This window comes from Paraburkholderia sp. BR13444, assembly GCF_040948755.1.
GTDB lineage: Bacteria > Pseudomonadota > Gammaproteobacteria > Burkholderiales > Burkholderiaceae > Paraburkholderia > Paraburkholderia youngii.
The window spans coordinates 16,732-31,735 of record NZ_JBFPKM010000002.1; the positions used below are offsets into that span (position 1 = coordinate 16,732).

The window sequence follows — 15,004 nt, forward strand, 5'->3', positions numbered from 1 at the left end:
TGCTGGCGGAGACGGAGGGATTCGAACCCTCGATCCAGGTTTTGGCCCAGATGCTCCCTTAGCAGGGGAGTGCCTTCGACCTCTCGGCCACGTCTCCCAAACTTTCTGTCGCACAGGGAGTCAGTGCGACGAAGCCAAGATAATAGCGGGCCGGGCCGATAAGGTCAATGTCCCGCGAACATTTTTTGTGCCAACGAGGTGTCTCGCGACGCAAATCGTTCACATGAACGCCACAAAACAAACGGGGCGCTCTAGAGCGCCCCGTTTTTCACACGATTTATGCCTGATCGAGTTCGAAGGCCTTATGCAGCGCGCGCACTGCGAGCTCCATGTACTTTTCGTCGATCAATACCGAAATCTTGATTTCGGAAGTGGAGATCATCTGAATGTTGATGCCCTCTTCCGACAGCGTGCGGAACATCTTGCTCGCGATGCCGACGTGCGAGCGCATCCCAACGCCGACCACCGACACCTTCGACACCTTCGGGTCGCCCAGCACCTGCTCGGCCTGCACGTGCGCCTTCACCGTGCCGGTGAGGATTTCCATTGCACGCGCATAGTCGCCGCGGCCAACCGTGAACGTGAACGCTGTCTTGCCCTCGACGCTCTGGTTCTGAATGATCATGTCGACGTCGATATTCGCGTCCGCCACCGGGCCGAGAATCTGATACGCGATGCCCGGCTTGTCGGGCACGCCCATCACGGCGATACGAGCTTCGTCGCGCTGGAACGCGATGCCCGAGATGACTGCTTTTTCCATGGTCTCGTCTTCTTCAAAAGTAATCAGGGTGCCCGACTTCATTTCGTCGTCGAGCGGCATCAGCGGATCGGTCAGGCTCGACAGCACGCGCGTCTTCACCTGATATTTGCCGGCGAATTCCACCGAGCGGATCTGCAGCACCTTCGAACCCAGGCTGGCCATTTCCAGCATTTCTTCGAACGTCACGCGGTCGAGCCGGCGCGCTTCTTCAACGACGCGCGGGTCCGTCGTGTACACACCGTCGACGTCCGTGTAGATCAGGCACTCGTCGGCCTTCAGCGCGGCCGCGACCGCAACCGCCGAGGTGTCCGAGCCGCCGCGGCCGAGCGTCGTGATGTGGCCGTCGGGATCGATACCCTGGAAGCCGGTGATCACGACCACCCTACCGGCCGCGAGGTCTTGCTTGACGCGCTCGCCGTCGATGTCGCTGATGCGCGCTTTCGTGAACGCGCTATCGGTTTTGACCGGCACCTGCCAGCCTGCGTAGCTGACCGCTTCGACGCCGGCTTCCTGCAGCGCGATCGCGAGCAGACCCGAGCTGACCTGCTCGCCGGTGGCGGCGATCATGTCGAGTTCACGCGGGCTCGGTTGAGTCGTGATTTCCTTCGCGAGGCCAAGCAGGCGATTGGTTTCGCCGGACATTGCCGAGGGCACGACGACCATCTGGTGGCCGGCCTTGTGCCATTTCGCGACGCGCTTGGCGACGTTCTTGATGCGCTCGACCGAGCCCATCGAGGTGCCGCCGTATTTGTGTACGATGAGTGCCATTGTCGTTCTGAACTGGAAGATAAGCCGCGCTGGCGCGCTGGAGACGACCGCACAGAAAGCACAGGGGCGCAACGTCTCGTGAACGGCGGCAAAGTGTGTGGCGGCGTAGATGCAGCACGCGTGCAGCACGCGCGGATTTGCCCGGGATGAAATCGCAAATGGCTGATCGGATTTGAACGGCGACGACGGATCACGCACGCCTGCCGGCACTAACGACCGATGGCGACAAAAGCGACGGCGAAATCGGGTCGGGCAAACAAGCTAAAGTACCTGATTAGGCGCAAAAAGACAAGACGCACAGAGCGTTCAAATGCGTCAAATCAGGCCCGCAATGGCCTGTTTTATCGTTGATTTGCACCCTATTTCACTATTACGACATGCCCCCGCGCGGCATGCGCGACTGCCCGACCGGCACTCACGCGATCAGCAGATCTTCTCGCCAGGCGATTTTCACGCGCGTTTCGCGCTCGGATGCGTCGCGCACCGTCCGACGATTCACGCCGATCAGCGGCACGAACAGCAGTTCATCGCCGACGTAAAGCAATGGCACGTCGCGCTTCCATGCGGGAATGCCGCGCTCCTGAAACAGGTTCTTCAGCGTGCGGCTCGACGTGTTCGACGCACCGACGCGCATGCGCTCGCCGCCGCGGCGCGCCCGCACGCTTAGAGAAGCACGTTGCAGGACGCTGACGGGAACGGTATCCAATGCTTCGTCGCGTGGCGCTTCGTGCAATGAGTCGGCGACGTCGGAGGCAGCGGCTGCATCCACCACCGCGAACACGAACGTGCCGCGCCATTGCGGCAGATGCCAGACTTCTTGCCCCTGCCACGCGAGTTCGCTGATCTCACGCTCGACGAGCGCGGTTTCGTCGGCGGGCTCGCTGCTGTCGCCGGCCTCCCAGTAGACGAGGCCGCGATAACTGCGCAACGCATGCCCCGCATGATCGATACGCAGACGATGTCCGTCCTGTCCCGCACCGACTTCGCGCAACTGCCGCAGCGCATCCGCAACACGTGCGCTTGATGCCGCGACGAAGCCGAGCGTGCGCATCCAGTAGCGCAGCAGATTCAGCGCCCGATCGTCGTCGAGAGCGAGCAGCGCGTCGTGCGCGAGCGCGCGTCCTTCATCGCGCGCCGCGCTCTCCATGTCCGCGCGCGCGAGCGTATCGAGCAAGCGCTGCGCGGATGCCGCATGCGCGGCCGTGCGCGCGAGCGCATCGCGAAAGCCCGGAAAGTGCACCGCGAGCACCGGCATCGCCTGATGACGCAATGCGTTGCGCGCGTAACGCGTGTCCGTGTTCGATTCGTCGTCGATCCAGCGCAGCTTGCGCGCGCTCGCATAATGTTCGAGTTGCGCGCGCAGCAAATGCAAAAGCGGCCGCATACGTGTCGTCGACGCACCCGTCGGCAGCGAGCCGGGCGCCATCGCCGCGAGCCCCGCGAGACCCGCGCCGCGCAGCAGTTGCAGCAGCACGGTCTCGGCCTGATCGTCCGCATGCTGCGCGAGCCATAGCGTGCTGATTCCGTGCGTTGCGCACATCGCGTCGAGCGCGCGATAACGCGCGTCGCGTGCCGCAGCCTCGATGCTCACGCCCGGCGCGCGCGAAACGTCCACGCGTCGCGCGTCGAATTCCACGCCACGTTCGCGCGCGAATGCCTCGCAATGCGCGAGCCACGCATCGGCATTTGGACTCAAACCGTGATGTACATGCAGAGCGACACAACGCGATGCGCCGGCGACGCGCACCGCCGCATCGAGCAGCACGCTCGAATCGACGCCGCCGCTGAATGCGAGCGCAATCCGCGCGTTCGGATCGAGCCCGGACAGCGCCGCGCCGAGCGCCTCGATCACGAGGCGCTCGGCGGATGAGTCGGCGGTGGTGGTCACGTCGTTAGCGCGGCAAGCGCCGGTGGACGATGAAGACAGGTCAACGCGCGGGCTTATGCGCCCGGCGTCGTTTCCTTGAATTTGCCGTACGCCATCAGCCGTTCGAAACGGCGTTCGCGCAGGTCGTTGGTGCTCATGCCCTGGAACTGGCGCAGCGAATCGGCGAGCGCACGGCGCAGCATCGCGGCCATGCCCTTCGGATCGCGGTGCGCACCACCGAGCGGCTCGTTGACGATCTTGTCGATCAAACCGAGCGCCTTCAGACGATGCGCGGTCAAGCCGAGCGCTTCCGCTGCTTCCGGCGCCTTCGCGGCGCTCTTCCACAGAATCGACGCGCAACCCTCCGGCGAAATCACCGAGTAGGTCGAGAACTGCAGCATCAGCACGCTATCGCCCACTGCGATCGCGAGCGCGCCGCCCGAGCCGCCCTCGCCGATGATCGTCGCGATCAGCGGCGTCTTCAGCTCGGCCATCACGTACAGATTGCGGCCGATCGCTTCGGACTGGCCGCGCTCTTCCGCGCCGATGCCGGGGTACGCGCCCGGCGTGTCGATGAACGTGAAGATCGGCAGGCCAAACTTCTCGGCGAGGCGCATCAGACGCTCGGCCTTACGATAGCCTTCCGGACGCGGCATGCCGAAGTTGCGCAGCGCGCGCTCCTTGGTGTCGCGGCCCTTCTGATGACCGATCACCATGCACGCCTGGCCGTTGAACCGCGCGAGACCGCCGACGATCGACAGATCGTCCGCAAAATTGCGGTCGCCATGCAGTTCATGGAAGTCGGTGAACAGTTCGCTCACGTAGTCGAACGTGTACGGACGCTGCGGATGACGGGCGATTTGCGAAACCTGCCAAGGTGTGAGGTTCGCATACAGATCTTTGGTGAGCTGCTGGCTCTTCTTGGACAGCCGCTCGATCTCTTCCGAAATATCGACGGCCGAGTCGTCCTGCACGAAGCGCAATTCTTCGATCTTCGCTTCGAGTTCAGCGATCGGCTGTTCGAAATCCAGAAACGTGGTCTTCATTGGTTGTAATCCTTGGACTTACCGGGCAGCGCGTATTCTAACCGCGCGAGCCGATGTCAAAACCATTTCTCAACTATCGACATGATATACACGATAGTCTTTGAAACGGCTTCGCCTCCTGTTCTTCTTCAGTAGTCGACCGGCAACGGATCGAGACTACGCCACATGTACCAGGTCGCCACGGTGCGCCACGGCTCCCAGTTCGCGGCAACTTCGCGCGCTTCACTGCGCGTGACGGGTTCGCCGCTGAAATAGTTGACGCTGATCGCGCGGATCAGGCCGAGGTCGTCGAGCGGCAGCACGTCGGGACGCGACAGGTTGAAGATCAGGAACATCTCCGCGGTCCAGCGGCCGATGCCGCGAATCTGCGTGAGTTCGGCGATCACCGACTCGTCGTCCATCGACGTCCATTTGCCGACGTGCAATGCGCCCGACACGAAATGCCGCGCGAGATCGAGCACGTACTCGGCCTTGCGTTTCGACAGGCCGCACGCGGTCAGCTTCTCGAGACCGAGCTTGATGAACTGCTGCGGCACGAGCTTCGGACACGCGGCTTCGACCTTCGCCCACACCGCCTGCGCCGACGCGACCGAAATCTGCTGGCCGACCACCGAGCGCGCAAGCGTAACGAACGGATCGCCACGACTCAGAAGATGCACGGGGCCGAACTTCGGAATCAGCTTTTTCAGAATGCGATCGCGCTTGACGAGGTCCGCACACGCCTTATCCCAATACGCGGGACGCGTGACTTCAGGCGCGAGGCCGCCGATCTGCACCGGCACCGCGACTTCGTTCGCGAGCGATGCGACACCGGCCGCTTCGCCGCCGGCGCTGACCGTGCTCGCCGAGGCGGCCGACACACGTGTCTTGCGCACGACTTCGCCTGCGTTCGTATCGCGTGCGAGTTCCTGCACGTCGCCGGCGAACTCGGCCGGCACCGCACCATTGCCCTTCGCCCGCGACGCCGTTTTCGCGCGCTTCGCAACCGGCGCGTGCGCGGCTTCAGTGCCCGCGCCGCCCGCACCATTGAGCGAGCGTTTGGCCGCGCTCTTCTTTGCCGCGGCCGAGCCGGCTTTCGCCGCCCCGCCCGCTGTCGATGACGCTTTGTCTACCGCGCCATCGCCCGCGCGAGTCGACGCACGCGTCGACTTGGCTGCGGCAGCCGATGCTGCGGCAGCCGCACTGGTTTGAGACGCCGCGCGTTTAGCCGGCGTCTTCGTGGCCGTTGCCATCCTGCCTCCTGCCTGGCGAGTCGTTTAGAGGGAAGTACGAGGTGCGCTCACACGCGCCGCCACTCGGTCAACCCGCCGGGTTTGTCTTCGAGGGCAACGCCGGCCTCGAGCAATTCAGCCCGGATCCGGTCTGCTGCCGCATAGTCTTTTGCCTGCTTGGCGGCGATGCGCGCGGCGATCTTCGCTTCGATCGCGGCGGGCTCGAGCGCGCCTTCGGCTGCAGCACCCGCTGCCTGCTGCAGGTATGCACGCGGTTCGCGTCCGAGCAACCCGAGCACCGCGCCAAGCGCGCGCAATTGACGGGCCAGCGCGGGCTCGCGCGTGCGATTCACTTCAGTGGCCAGTTCGAACAGCACCGACACGGCCACCGGCGTGTTGAAGTCGTCGTTCATCGCTGCCTGGAAACGCTGCGCGTACGCTTCGTTCCAGTCGAGCGCGGCACTATCGGGTGTCACGTCTTTCAACGCCGTGTACAAACGCGCGAGTGCATTGCGCGCGTCGTCGATATGCACGTCGCTGTAGTTCAGCGGCGAGCGGTAATGCGCGCGCGCGATGAAGAAACGCACCACCTCTGCATCGTACTGCGCGAGCACTTCGCGAATCGTAAAAAAATTGTTCAACGACTTCGACATCTTCTCATTGTCGATCTGTACGTAGCCGTTGTGCATCCAATAATTGACGAATGTTTGTCCGGTCGCGGCCTCGCTTTGCGCGATCTCGTTTTCGTGGTGCGGAAACTGCAGATCCTGGCCGCCACCGTGAATGTCGAACTGTTCGCCGAGCAGCGTGCAGCCCATCGCCGAGCACTCGATGTGCCAGCCGGGACGACCGCGCCCGTACTTCGAATCCCAGCCGGTGTCGGCCGGTTCATGTGGCTTCGCCTGCTTCCACAGCACGAAGTCGAGCGGGTCCTGTTTCGCGTCGTTGGCCGCGACGCGTTCGCCCGCGCGCAGGTCTTCGAGCGACTTGCCCGACAGCTTGCCGTAGCCTGCGAATTTGCGTACCGCGTAGTTGACGTCGCCGTCGCTCGCCTGGTAGGCGTAGCCGTTCTTCTCGAGCGCCTCGATCATGCCGAGCATTTGCGGAATGAAGTCGGTCGCGCGCGGCTCGATGTCCGGACGCTCGATGCCGAGCGCGTCCGCGTCTTCATGCAGCGCGGCGATGAAGCGATCAGTCAGCGATTTGATAGTTTCACCGTTCTCGACTGCACGCTTGATGATCTTGTCGTCGATATCGGTAATGTTGCGCACGTAGGTCACGTTGTACCCAAGCGCGCGCAACCAGCGCTGCACGATGTCGAACACGACCATCACCCGCGCATGACCGACGTGACAATAGTCGTACACGGTCATCCCGCAGACGTACATCCGCACGACACCTTCGCGCAGCGGCACGAAAGTCTGTTTGTCACGCGCGAGCGTGTTGTAGATGCGCAGAGATTCCATAGAGAGCGGTGCGTGGGCCGAAAGAAGTCCGCATTGTGCTTCATGCGCGCCGCGACCCGCGAAACCAACAGGACAACGGGTGCGTCGCATACAGCTTAAACCGGCGCACCTCGTGCGGCGATCAGGCTGCAGACGATACTGCGAACCGGGCGGAGACGGCCACGAGTGGCGAAAAGACAGTCGGCGGTTCGACGGAACGCGCAGACCTTTTGTTAGAATGGCTCGGAGTATAACATCCTGACCTGAGCCTATGAAACACTCCAGCGGCCGCGCGCGCAGCGCTGCGACCCTCGCCGCGACTGCGTTTGGCGACGTTGTTGGTGGCGTTACTTTCGAAGCGGCGCGCGCCCTCGCGTGGCGTATCACCGTCGTTGCCGCGCTAGCCGCGGTGCCGGCTGTGAGCGCTTTTGCGCAGAAGGCGGCGGTGATGCCGCAAGGTCCCGCCGTGCGCGACAACACGCCGGAAATCGACGCGTCGATCGCGCAGAAAAACTGGCAAGCCGCGCTGACCCAACTCGATGCGCGCGTCGCCGCAAACCCGCGCGACGCACAAGCTAAATTCAAACGCGCAAACGTGCTCGTGCATCTGAATCGCGACGACGAAGCGATCACCGCGTTCACCGAACTCACGCAGTTGTATCCCGAGTTGCCCGAGCCGTACAACAACCTCGCCACGCTCTTCGCAAGACAAGGCCGCCTGACCGAAGCGCGCGCCGCGCTCGAAATGGCCACCCAGGTCAATCCGAACTACGGGCTCGCGTTCGAGAACCTCGGCGACCTCTATCTGCGCCTCGCCGATGCCGCGTACCGTCGCGCGGAAAGCCTCGGCAAGGCTAGCCCGAGGACCGCGCAGCGTCTCGCGGACATCCAGAAGGTCGTGTCGCCGGCTGCGCCCGCTGCCGCGGCGTCGCAGCCCGCCGCCGAACAGACCACCGGGCCCGCCGCGCACCCCACGTCGAACATCACTGAGAGCCCGAGCTTCCAGTTCGGCGGCCCGAACGGCTCGCTCGCCATGCCGCCGTACATGGCGCCGTCGCGCTGAGCGCCGGGCTCGTTGCTTGCCGCACGTTTTCTCCAACCCCGAGGATTTTCATGAAATGGTTGATGTTGGCGCTCGGCAGCGCCGCCCTGATCGCAAACGCACCCGCCTTTGCACAGTCCGGTTCGCAGGCCGCTCATCCTTCCGTGCTGTTGAAGACGTCGGAGGGTGAGATCCGCGTCGAGCTTTATCCCGAGAAGGCGCCAAAGACGGTCGCGAATTTTCTCGACTACGTGAAGGCCGGCCAATATAGCGGCACGATCTTTCATCGCGTGATTCCGGGCTTCATGATTCAGGGCGGCGGCTACACGCAGAGCTTCGCCGAGAAGCCGACGCGCGCGCCGATCCCGCTCGAGAGCCGCAACGGTCTGAAGAACACCGCGGGCACGATCGCGATGGCACGCACCAGCGACCCGAATTCCGCCACCGCGCAGTTCTTCATCAACACGGTGGACAATGCCAATCTCGACTACCCGAATCCGGACGGCAACGGCTACGCGGTGTTCGGCAAGGTCACGAGCGGCATGGACGTCGTGAAGCGCATCGAAGCCACGCCCACCACCACGCGCGGCCCCATGAGCGATGTGCCGCAGAAACCGGTCGTGATCCAGTCGGCGACGGTGGTGAGCAAGTAACGACGAACCAGCGGGCGCACCAGCAAGCGAATCCGCGCGGCCGAAGCCCGGCCCCAACCAACGCCCCGGCGCGGCCTGTCGTCAGCGCATGACGACGCGACGCGCCTTTTATCCACCTGTTCATCAAAGGATTCCATCATGGTTGAACTGCATACGAACCACGGCGTCATCAAACTCGAGCTGAACGCCGAAAAGGCGCCGAAGTCGGTCGAGAACTTCCTGAACTACGTGAAGGCCGGCCACTACGACAACACGGTGTTTCACCGCGTGATCGACGGCTTCATGATCCAGGGCGGCGGCTTCGAACCCGGCATGAAGCAGAAGCCGACGGCCGAGCCGATCACCAATGAGGCAAACAACGGTCTGAAGAACGAGAACGGCTCGATCGCAATGGCGCGTACCAACGACCCGCATTCGGCGACCGCGCAATTTTTCATCAACGTGAACGACAACGACTTCCTGAACCACTCGTCGCCGACGCCGCAAGGCTGGGGCTACGCGGTGTTCGGCAAGGTCGTCGAAGGCATGGACGTGGTCGAGAAGATCAAGAAGGTCAAGACCGGCTCGAAGGGCTTCCATCAGGACGTGCCGGTCGATGACGTCGTGATCGAAAAGGCTGTCGTCGTCGGCTAAGCCGTGAGTGAGTCGCGCCCCATGCGGGCGTCGACTCGTTTGAACTGAAATCAGGCACCTTCAATGCTGCAAGAGACGCCGCTGCGAAGCATCGCCGCGGGCGTGCCAGGCGAGGGCCCACGCCCGCACGCCGCGCGCCCTTTTTTCTTCCTCTCCGATCTACATCTGAGCGAGGCGATTCCGCGCACGGTCGCCGCGTTCGAGCACTTCATCCGCGTGAACGCGGAAGCGGCCGACTCGGTTTTCATCCTCGGCGACCTGTTCGAATACTGGGTCGGCGACGACATGCTGAGCGAGCCGTTCGTCGCCCGTATTGCCGCATTGCTGCACACGCTGTCCGAGCGCGGCATCGCGCTCTACATCATGCACGGAAATCGCGACTTTCTGCTTGGCAAGCGCTTCATGAAAGCGGCCGGCGCGATCTGGCTCCCCGATCCATTCGTGATCACCGCGTTCGGCACGCGCATTGCGCTCGCCCACGGCGATGGTCTGTGCACCGCGGATCGCGGCTATCAGTTGTTCAGGTGTTTCGCGCGCAATCGACTCGCGCAGACACTGTTTCTCGCGTGGCCGTTTCGCTGGCGTCGCAAGCTCGCCGAGAATATGCGCTCTAAGAGCGAGCACGGCCGCACGCGGCCGATGTCGGTCAAGTATGACGTGACCCCGCGAGGCGTCGCCGCGCTGTTCAGGAAATCGAAGAGCGCGACGATCATTCACGGGCATACACATCTGCCCGCGCGGCATCGCGAGCCGGGCGGCACGCGTTGGGTTCTGCCGGACTGGGATCTCGATCACGGCGAGCACCGTGGCGGCTATCTGAAGATCGATGCCGACGGGATTCGGGCGTTGCCGCTGGATTGACCTGGCAAGTACGGCGTGCGCTTCGCGCTGTCGAAGCGCCGATACCTAGCGCTCCGCCGCCACCCCTTCCACCTTCCCCGCGATCGCCGCCGATAGGCGCCGCAGATCGAGCAACGCCGCATCCGCGCCTTGCAGCCCTTCGAGGCTCGTGCCGAGCCGCTCGAGCGCATCGACGATCTCATCGATACGCCGCGCCTGGGTAGCTGCATGATCGATCAGACCGTGAATCGCGAGCGAAACCGGATCGTCCGCATTGGGCGTGATGCCGTAGGCGCAAAACGCGCTGATTTCGCTGCCACGCTTCGCGTCACGCGCGGCGTTGTCCGCATTCGTGTTTGCACCCGTGGCGCCGTTCGCGTCCGCGGCGACCGACGCCGGCACGATGATCCGCGCCGGATTGCCGACCGCCGTGCCACGCGCCGGTACCGGCTTCGTCACCACCGCGTTCGAGCCGATCTTCGCGTCCGCGCCGATCGTGAAACCGCCGAGCACCTTCGCGCCCGCACCGACGATCACACCACGCTCGAGCGTCGGATGCCGCTTCGCGCCGCGCGTGAGCGACGTGCCACCGAGCGTCACGCCCTGATAGATTGTGCAGTCGTCGCCGATCTGCGCGGTCTCGCCGATCACGACGCCCATGCCGTGATCGATGAACACGCGCCGCCCGACGGTCGCGCCCGGATGGATCTCGATCCCGGTCATGAAGCGCGCCATCTGCGACACGAAACGCGCGAGCCAACGGCGCTTCGCGCGCCAGCACGCGTGCGCGATCCGATGCAGCACGAGCGCGTGCAGCCCCGGATAACACGTGAGCACTTCCCATGCGCTGCGGGCGGCGGGATCGCGCTCGCGGATCGTGGCGATGTCTTCGCGAAGTCTCGTAAACATGGCTGGGACTGTGTTGTTTTGGGGGAAAAGAAAAACCGTCTGCGTGAGCGGGTCCGCGCGCTTAGCGCTCGCGCGGGCCTGTGCATTTCGCGCCACGCGTGACGGCATGCCTGCCGCTTAGCACGGCGGCAGCTTTGCTTCTAACGTTTCGTGGATTGTAGGGCGATTGCGCGAAACCTGCCGGAAGTCCCCGTCACCTGCAAGGTTGTCGTCAGATGAACGCGGCGCAACAGGTGCGCCGCGACGGGCTCGTCAACGAGCGTCAGCCGGTCCGCCCGGTCTTGAGCAGGATGTGCTTGGCGATGCCGCGCACGATGTTGACCTCTTCGCGCTCGAGGCCCGAGCGCGCGAAGAGCCGCCGCAGCCGTGACATTAGCTTCTTCGGATTGGCCGGATCGAGAAACTCGAGCGCGACCAGCGCGCTTTCCAGATGCGCGAACATGCTCTCGATCTCGTCGCTCGCTGCCATCTGCGCGCGCGTACCGGCGGATTCGGCCGGCGCTACGCGTGCCCCTGCGGCGGGCGCACCGTCGGTCGCTTCATCGGCGCCGAGATACGCGGTGCGCAGCTCGTAGGCGAGCACCTGCACCGCCTGCGCGAGATTGAGCGAGCTGTAGGCCGGATTGGCCGGAATATGCGCGATGGCGCTGCATCGCTCGACGTCCTCGTTCGACAAGCCCGTGCGCTCGTTGCCGAACACCAGCGCAATCTCGCCGTGCATCGCCTCTGCGTGCGCGGCGGCGGCAGCCGCACGCGGCGTCCATTGCGGCGGTCCGTATTCGCGCAGCCGCGCGGTCAGCGCGATCGACCAGTGCACGCCGGTCAGCGCATCGGCAAGCGACGGCACCACGTGCACGGAGGCGAGCACGTCGTCCGCGCCGCTCGCCATCGCGATCGCTTCGGGATCGTTCTGCACGTTCGGCACGCGCGGCGACACGAGCACGAGCCGCGAAAAGCCCATGGTTTTCAGCGCGCGCGCCGCGGCGCCGACATTGCCCGGATGGCTGGGCTCGACCAGCACGAAACGCGTCGACGTGAAGCCGCCGCGCAAATCGGCCACGGCGGGGTCGGAGGAATGGTGGGTGTGATCCACGATGAAACTCGGCTGGCTAGAACTCAAGACGCGTATGGTAGCGCCAACGGGCGCCTGTGCGGCACATCCGCTCCACGTTAGCGAGCACCTGCGCGAGGGCGGCCGGACTCAGGTAAAATACCGCTTTTCGCGTCCGGCGCCGACGTTTGCTGAAGCCTTCGTCGAACCGGCCGCACCGTTCTTATTCAATTCGTCTCCGTCGACGGAATGCGCTCAGGCTGGATAGCCGGCTGCCGTTCCGTGCTGTTTTTGCGTCGTTGCGGCGCCCGTCAGCGCAGGTTTCGCGCTTATTTACCGGCCGGCAGCCGTGCTGCCCCGGCACAAGGATCAGTTTATGCATCCCATGCTCAATATCGCTGTGAAGGCCGCGCGCCGCGCAGCTCAGATCATCAACCGCGCATCGCTCGATCTCGACCTGATTCAGGTCAGCAAGAAGCAGCACAACGATTTCGTCACGGAGGTCGACAAAGCGTCCGAAGCGGCGATCATCGAAACGCTGAAGACCGCCTATCCCGATCACGCCATCCTCGCCGAAGAATCGGGCAAGTCGAACGACGATTCCGAATACCAGTGGATCATCGATCCGCTCGACGGCACCACCAACTTCATCCACGGCTTCCCGTACTACTGCGTGTCGATCGCGCTCGCGCACAAGGGCATCGTCACGCAAGCCGTCGTCTACGACCCGACCCGCAACGATCTGTTCACCGCATCGCGTGGCCGTGGCGCGTTCCTCAACGATCGCCGCATCCGCGTCGCCAAGCGTGACCGCCTCGCCGACTGCCTGATCGGCACCGGCTTCCCGTTCCGCGCGCAGGACAGCCTCGAATCGTACGGCCGCCAGTTCGCCGAGATGACGCAAGCTTGCGCGGGCCTGCGCCGCCCGGGCGCCGCCGCGCTCGATCTGGCCAACGTCGCGGCCGGACGCATGGACGGCTTCTTCGAGCAGGGCCTGAACGCTTGGGACGTCGCGGCGGGCAGCCTGCTGATCACCGAATCCGGCGGTCTGGTCGGCAACTACACCGGTGATTCGGATTTCCTGCACGTCGGCGAAGTCGTCGCGGGCAACCCGAAGGTCTACGCGCAGATGATCCCGATCCTGTCGCGCTACAGCCGCACGCGTCAGCAGTCGGCGTAAGGTGCACTGCCGTGGCCGGTCCGCGGCCACGCATAACGGTTGTGCGGAAAAGCGGCTTCGGCCGCTTTTTTGTTGGCGGCGCTGCGGCGTGCCGGGGCGTCGTGCCAAAAAGCCGCGGTGACTCGGGACGGGACTCGGCCGGGACCGTTCTGTGCTCCATACCGCTTTGACCTATCCGACTTTCACCCTGGGCGCAGCCTCCAACCGGCCCCATGAAAAAAGGCTTCCATACGATCATCGCGGCGCAGTTCATTTCGTCGCTGGCCGACAATGCGCTGTTGATCGCAGCCATCGCGCTGCTTTCCGTGATGCGCTCTGCCGCGTGGGTTACGCCGCTCTTGCAGATCTTCTTCACGATCTCGTACGTGCTGCTCGCGCCCTTTGTCGGCGCGTTCGCCGATTCGATGCAAAAGCGCCACGTGATGTTCATCTCCAACGCGCTGAAGGCGAGCGGTTGTCTGATGATGATCCTCGGCGTTCATCCGATGATCGCCTACGGCGTGGTCGGCTTCGGCGCGGCCGCGTATTCGCCCGCCAAGTACGGCATCCTCACCGAGCTGCTGCCCGCCGAAAAGCTCGTGCGCGCGAACGCGTGGCTCGAAGCGGCGACGGTGCTGTCGACGATCGTCGGCACGATGCTCGGTGGTGCGCTGATCAGCACCGTCGTCGAGCATTTCGTCAAGCGCGTGCATATGCCGCTGATCCACTCCGCCGCCGATCTCGCGATGGCCGCAGTCATGCTTACCTACGCGATCGCCGCCGCGATCAACATCTTCATTCCGGATACCGGCGCGCGCTATCCGAACCGGCTGACCGAGCCGAGCAAGCTGCTCGGCGATTTCCATCACTGCTTCCGCGTGCTGTGGGCCGACAAGCTCGCGCAGATCGCGCTGTGGGTGACCACGCTGATGTGGGGCGCCGCGGTGACGATGCAGCTGCTGGTGCTCAAATGGGCGAACGTGAACCTCGGGCTGTCGTTGTCGAAAGCCGCGGTGATGCAGGGCGTGACCGGCGTCGGCATCGCGATCGGCGCGGCGGGTGCAGCCGCGCTGATTCCGTTGCGACACTCGCTGAAGGTTTTGCCGGTCGGCGTGCTCACAGGTGCCGTGGCGATCGCGATGGCCTTCTACAACAAGAACCTGTTCCCGCCGGGCGCGGGCCTGCGCTTCGGCACGCACGTCGCGCCCTACTACATTCTGCTGGCCTATCCGCTGATGATCGTGCTCGGCGGGCTGTCGGGCTTTTTCATCGTGCCGATGAACGCGGTCCTGCAGCATCGCGGCGCGACGCTGCTTTCGGCCGGTCACTCGATCGCCGTGCAGAATTTCAACCAGAACCTCGCGGTGCTGCTGATGCTCGGCGTGTACGCGCTGCTGCTCACGGCAAAGATGCCCGCGCAGTGGATCATCGTCGTGTTCGGCAGCTTCATCACGCTGCTGATGTGGCTCGCGAAACGCCGCAGCGCCACGAACGAACGCAGAGTGGACATGCGGGCGATGATCGAGGAATGAACGCATCCGGCTCCCGGGTTGGGCATCGTCCGTTCGGCCAGGGTCCGCTCGTCGCGCCGGCGGGTTAAACTCACGCCCTGAGCATCTA

Annotated in this window: 13 protein-coding genes and 1 tRNA gene; 6 read left to right on the forward strand and 8 right to left on the reverse strand. The window is 64.1% G+C overall.

The window, feature by feature from the left end; genetic code table 11:
* Nucleotides 1-3: 3 nt before the first annotated feature.
* The 6 genes from AB3X95_RS04440 to cysS form a co-directional block, all read right to left on the reverse strand.
* Nucleotides 4-97: transfer RNA gene (locus AB3X95_RS04440), tRNA-Ser, on the reverse strand.
* Nucleotides 98-277: 180 nt separating this feature from the next.
* Nucleotides 278-1,528, reverse strand: coding sequence for an aspartate kinase (locus AB3X95_RS04445; RefSeq protein ID WP_018435472.1), 1,251 nt, complete (start codon nucleotides 1,526-1,528; stop codon nucleotides 278-280).
* Between the two features lie 415 nt (nucleotides 1,529-1,943).
* Nucleotides 1,944-3,416 carry a tRNA lysidine(34) synthetase TilS gene (gene tilS, locus AB3X95_RS04450; protein ID WP_368620784.1) on the reverse strand — a complete coding sequence of 491 codons (1,473 nt, stop codon included), beginning with the start codon at nucleotides 3,414-3,416 and terminating at the stop codon, nucleotides 1,944-1,946.
* 53 nt (nucleotides 3,417-3,469) lie between these two features.
* A complete protein-coding gene (locus AB3X95_RS04455; RefSeq protein WP_090800690.1) occupies nucleotides 3,470-4,441 on the reverse strand; it encodes an acetyl-CoA carboxylase carboxyltransferase subunit alpha in 972 nt (323 codons plus the stop codon).
* Nucleotides 4,442-4,569: 128 nt separating this feature from the next.
* Nucleotides 4,570-5,673 carry a DNA-3-methyladenine glycosylase gene (locus tag AB3X95_RS04460; protein WP_368620785.1) on the reverse strand — a complete coding sequence of 368 codons (1,104 nt, stop codon included), beginning with the start codon at nucleotides 5,671-5,673 and terminating at the stop codon, nucleotides 4,570-4,572.
* A 47-nt stretch (nucleotides 5,674-5,720) separates the two neighbouring features.
* Nucleotides 5,721-7,118: a cysteine--tRNA ligase gene (cysS, locus tag AB3X95_RS04465; protein WP_368620786.1), complete on the reverse strand. Its 1,398-nt coding sequence runs from the start codon at nucleotides 7,116-7,118 to the stop codon at nucleotides 5,721-5,723.
* 250 nt (nucleotides 7,119-7,368) lie between these two features.
* On the opposite strand from cysS, the gene AB3X95_RS04470 reads away from it, so the two are divergent.
* The 4 genes from AB3X95_RS04470 (at nucleotide 7,369) to AB3X95_RS04485 (ending at nucleotide 10,286) form a co-directional block, all read left to right on the forward strand.
* Nucleotides 7,369-8,160, forward strand: coding sequence for a tetratricopeptide repeat protein (locus tag AB3X95_RS04470; protein ID WP_368620787.1), 792 nt, complete (start codon nucleotides 7,369-7,371; stop codon nucleotides 8,158-8,160).
* A gap of 50 nt (nucleotides 8,161-8,210) precedes the next feature.
* Nucleotides 8,211-8,792 (forward strand): peptidylprolyl isomerase, encoded by a 582-nt coding sequence (locus tag AB3X95_RS04475; RefSeq protein WP_176125685.1) that lies wholly within the window; start codon nucleotides 8,211-8,213, stop codon nucleotides 8,790-8,792.
* 138 nt (nucleotides 8,793-8,930) lie between these two features.
* Nucleotides 8,931-9,425, forward strand: coding sequence for a peptidylprolyl isomerase (locus AB3X95_RS04480; protein WP_013089755.1), 495 nt, complete (start codon nucleotides 8,931-8,933; stop codon nucleotides 9,423-9,425).
* Nucleotides 9,426-9,488: 63 nt separating this feature from the next.
* Nucleotides 9,489-10,286 carry a UDP-2,3-diacylglucosamine diphosphatase gene (locus AB3X95_RS04485; RefSeq protein WP_176125684.1) on the forward strand — a complete coding sequence of 266 codons (798 nt, stop codon included), beginning with the start codon at nucleotides 9,489-9,491 and terminating at the stop codon, nucleotides 10,284-10,286.
* Between the two features lie 45 nt (nucleotides 10,287-10,331).
* Here the strand turns inward: AB3X95_RS04485 and cysE are convergent, their stop codons facing one another.
* A complete protein-coding gene (gene cysE / locus AB3X95_RS04490) occupies nucleotides 10,332-11,174 on the reverse strand; it encodes a serine O-acetyltransferase (protein ID WP_176368642.1) in 843 nt (280 codons plus the stop codon).
* 262 nt (nucleotides 11,175-11,436) lie between these two features.
* Entirely contained in the window at nucleotides 11,437-12,267 is an 831-nt protein-coding gene (locus AB3X95_RS04495; protein ID WP_368610681.1) for an RNA methyltransferase, read from the reverse strand.
* 334 nt (nucleotides 12,268-12,601) lie between these two features.
* Between AB3X95_RS04495 and AB3X95_RS04500 the strand changes: the two genes are divergently transcribed.
* Together AB3X95_RS04500 and lplT are read left to right on the forward strand one after the other, a co-directional pair.
* A complete protein-coding gene (locus AB3X95_RS04500; protein WP_176368641.1) occupies nucleotides 12,602-13,405 on the forward strand; it encodes an inositol monophosphatase family protein in 804 nt (267 codons plus the stop codon).
* A gap of 212 nt (nucleotides 13,406-13,617) precedes the next feature.
* The gene (gene lplT, locus AB3X95_RS04505) at nucleotides 13,618-14,916 is read left to right on the forward strand and encodes a lysophospholipid transporter LplT (protein WP_176368640.1); all 1,299 of its coding nucleotides are present in this window, start codon (nucleotides 13,618-13,620) and stop codon (nucleotides 14,914-14,916) included.
* Nucleotides 14,917-15,004 lie beyond the last annotated feature (88 nt).

Excerpts from the sequence above, each read along its gene's own strand:
- cysS (WP_368620786.1), bottom strand. The coding sequence starts at position 7,118 with ATGGAATCTCTGCGCATCTACAACACGCTCGCGCGTGACAAACAGACT.
- AB3X95_RS04500 (WP_176368641.1), top strand. The coding sequence starts at position 12,602 with ATGCATCCCATGCTCAATATCGCTGTGAAGGCCGCGCGCCGCGCAGCT.
- AB3X95_RS04460 (WP_368620785.1), bottom strand. The coding sequence starts at position 5,673 with ATGGCAACGGCCACGAAGACGCCGGCTAAACGCGCGGCGTCTCAAACC.
- AB3X95_RS04475 (WP_176125685.1), top strand. The coding sequence starts at position 8,211 with ATGAAATGGTTGATGTTGGCGCTCGGCAGCGCCGCCCTGATCGCAAAC.
- AB3X95_RS04470 (WP_368620787.1), top strand. The coding sequence starts at position 7,369 with ATGAAACACTCCAGCGGCCGCGCGCGCAGCGCTGCGACCCTCGCCGCG.
- AB3X95_RS04455 (WP_090800690.1), bottom strand. The coding sequence starts at position 4,441 with ATGAAGACCACGTTTCTGGATTTCGAACAGCCGATCGCTGAACTCGAA.
- AB3X95_RS04480 (WP_013089755.1), top strand. The coding sequence starts at position 8,931 with ATGGTTGAACTGCATACGAACCACGGCGTCATCAAACTCGAGCTGAAC.
- AB3X95_RS04485 (WP_176125684.1), top strand. The coding sequence starts at position 9,489 with ATGCTGCAAGAGACGCCGCTGCGAAGCATCGCCGCGGGCGTGCCAGGC.
- cysE (WP_176368642.1), bottom strand. The coding sequence starts at position 11,174 with ATGTTTACGAGACTTCGCGAAGACATCGCCACGATCCGCGAGCGCGAT.
- AB3X95_RS04445 (WP_018435472.1), bottom strand. The coding sequence starts at position 1,528 with ATGGCACTCATCGTACACAAATACGGCGGCACCTCGATGGGCTCGGTC.
- lplT (WP_176368640.1), top strand. The coding sequence starts at position 13,618 with ATGAAAAAAGGCTTCCATACGATCATCGCGGCGCAGTTCATTTCGTCG.